Origin of the sequence: Zhongshania sp. (assembly GCF_041623545.1) — a bacterium.
GTDB lineage: Bacteria > Pseudomonadota > Gammaproteobacteria > Pseudomonadales > Spongiibacteraceae > Spongiibacter.
Genome location: NZ_JBFJWS010000372.1, coordinates 1 through 2,812 on the forward strand (window position 1 = coordinate 1; position 2,812 = coordinate 2,812).

At 51.9% G+C, this 2,812-nt stretch carries 3 protein-coding genes and 1 pseudogene; 2 read left to right on the forward strand and 2 right to left on the reverse strand.

Features of this window, described 5'->3' with window-relative positions; all coding sequences use genetic code 11:
• Positions 1 to 292, forward strand: a 292-nt coding sequence (locus ABYT30_RS18030) for a hypothetical protein (RefSeq protein ID WP_373097879.1), incomplete at its 5' end; no start/stop codon positions are given.
• A 169-nt stretch (positions 293 to 461) separates the two neighbouring features.
• Entirely contained in the window at positions 462 to 1,433 is a 972-nt protein-coding gene (locus tag ABYT30_RS18035; protein ID WP_373097880.1) for an alpha/beta hydrolase, read from the forward strand.
• Between the two features lie 9 nt (positions 1,434 to 1,442).
• Here the strand turns inward: ABYT30_RS18035 and ABYT30_RS18040 are convergent, their stop codons facing one another.
• Complete coding sequence (locus tag ABYT30_RS18040; RefSeq protein WP_373097882.1) at positions 1,443 to 2,450, reverse strand: NADP-dependent oxidoreductase; 1,008 nt, start codon at positions 2,448 to 2,450, stop codon at positions 1,443 to 1,445.
• A 39-nt stretch (positions 2,451 to 2,489) separates the two neighbouring features.
• A pseudogene (locus ABYT30_RS18045) lies at positions 2,490 to 2,812 on the reverse strand (hypothetical protein); the annotation flags it as partial.

The window sequence follows — 2,812 nt, forward strand, 5'->3', positions numbered from 1 at the left end:
CCTCATGTTCCCACTGGCATCAAAGGAAATGTGCGATATTCTCGTCGCCGAGCTACCTATTCCGGTTTGCGTACTTGGCCCCGTAGTACCAGGCACAGCCTTTGCCTTGCACACTGGCTGGGGCTGGATTGGCGCGGCAAAGTTACACATGGAAAGAGCCAAAGAGTTGATGGAAACCGGCAACGTGAGTTTTGATCACAGCTTCCCAGAAAAAGAGTCGCTAATCGAAATGGATGTGTTCGATGAAATCATCGGCGATTGGGCGAAAAAAACTGGCCGTCCTAGTCATTAATTAGCGCCCCCAAATTTCCCCTATTGGGTGGCACTGCGCGGCGCAATCTAGACTAAAGTCAGTGGCAATCTGCACTGACTTTAGTCCTACTCCTTACCTGGAAGCCACCACTCGCCATTTCATGGCATCAGTATCGTCCTTTAGCAATTTTTAGCCATAGAGAAATCCGATGACCAAATCTCTGCGCCTGATTGAAACCGAACCTGGTATTAAGATTTCAGTCACGATTCTTGGCGAGGGTCCGTTAGTCATCCTTATGCACGGCTGGCCGGAATTGGGTTTATCTTGGCGTCACCAACTAGAACCCTTGGCTGCAGCCGGCTACACCGTCGCCGCACCTGATATGCGCGGCTATGGCGACTCATCTAAACCCAGCACAATAGATTCCTATAATACCGACGCCTTGGCCGATGACATGATGGCTATCGCCACCGCGCTCGACGCAGAGCACTGGGTGGCCGTAGGTCACGACTGGGGCTCTGCTGTCGCTTGGCGCTGCGCACTGCGCTTTCCCGAGTCAGTCGTGGGTGTGTTTTCATTGAGCGTGCCCCATCTGCCAGCCGCAAGCATACCGGCGACACAAAGCTTTGAACTCATGTACCCAGACCGTTTTTATTACGTTCGCTATTTTCAAGAGATTGGACTCGCCGAGGCCGAGCTAGAGCAAGATCCCCGCCTTGCATTAAAAACCATTTTCTTCGCACTTTCCGGTGATGCGCCCAAAGGTGAATGGGCCAAAGCGCGAGCCAAGGACGCACCGTTGCTAGCCGATCTAATTTCGCCACCGGCGGGGCCGTTAAGCTTTATTAGCGATAAAGAATTAGACCAATATGCCGACGCCTATCGCGAAGGCGGTTTTTTCGGACCGATTAGTTGGTATCGGAATCTAGATCGCAATGCAGATCAAGGCCGCGCCTATGGCAATCAAGAAATCGCCCAGCCGGCAGGTTTTTTATGCGGTGACAAAGAGATCATACTCAGTATGGCGCCGCAGGCACTCGACGCAATGCGAGTGCTGTGCAGTGATCTACGCTGCGAAGAAGTCTTACCGAATGCGGGACACTGGATTCAGCAAGAGCGCCCTGAAGAAGTGACACAAGCACTCTTGCGCTTTCTGCAGGGCGTTTGGCATGGGGTATAGAATTTAACGTTACGCGAGCTTGAGAAGCAGCTTGCCCTTGTTGCCACCATTAAACAGTTTTAGAAATGCCGATAAGGTATTTTCAATGCCCTCTTCAATATGCTCATCTATACGAAGCTGACCGGACTGCAACCATGCAGTGAGATCCGGCATTGCTTCACCAAAGCGATGGATATACTGAGTAAGAATTAAACCTTCGATTCGAGCACCATTGACAATGAGTTCCCAAAGATTGCTGATCGGTGCCGGTTCCGAATTATACTGACTAATCATTCCACACAGCACTACCCGCGCATTGGGCTTCAATGCCAACAGCCCCGCATCAAGAATTTCACCACCGACATTCTCAAATTGGATATCTACGCCCTCTGGGGCGGCCTCTTGAATTGCCGCCGCCAATTCGCTTGGCGATTTACCACGATAGTCGACGGCGGCATCATAGCCATAGTCCTTTAACAAACGCTCGCACTTTTCTGGGCCGCCAGCGATACCAATGGTACGACAGCCTTTAATTTTCGCTATTTGACCAACCAAGGAACCCACCGCACCGGCCGCGCCACTGACCAGCACTGTCTCGCCGACGCTTGGCCGACCTTTGTCTAACAAGCCAAAATAGGCTGTTAGCCCAACGCCGCTCAGCACAGAAAGATAATTCGTCACTGATGGCATCGCATCTGGATCAACTCGTCGGCCCGCACCAGACTGGCACAATGAGTATTCCTCAATGCCATTCGCCCCCGATGCCCAACTGCCCACGGGGAAGTCTGGATTGCGCGATTCAGCAACAACACCTAAGGTTGATGCCCGCACTGGATCACCCAATTTAATCGGCGGCATATAGGAAGGCTTATCGTCCATCCAGCCGCGCATCGCGGGATCTAGGGAGGCATAGTGATTGCGCAATAGAAACTGGCCCTCTTTGAGCTCAGGCGTCGGCTCACTTACCAAGGAAAAATCTGCGTCGACGGGCAGCCCTACTGGGCGTCTAACTAACAAAAAACGACGATTTGTTGGCATATTTTTACTTCCTCAAATATTAAATAGTAGCGGCTCGGATCAAGGGCAAATTACTAGGCGCTGGCGTAAGCCACCGTCGGCGACGCGGCGATGCGCCTCTGCAGCCTGATCCAAGCGTAAAATTTCAGCCGCAGGTGGCAGCAGCTTGCCGCTAGCAATCTGCTCCAGTAAATACGCAGCATCGGTGCGGTATTCATCCGAGTGGGATGTACGTCGTACATTGATATCATAAAACGTAGTACTTCTTTGGGTGCCATCAGAAATGCCATTGGCGTTCCATGTCTCATTGAACTGCTGTAATTGCTTGCCAGCTTCGCTCGACGCCGCACCTGATTCCAAAAAGTCCTGCATACCGTAACCAA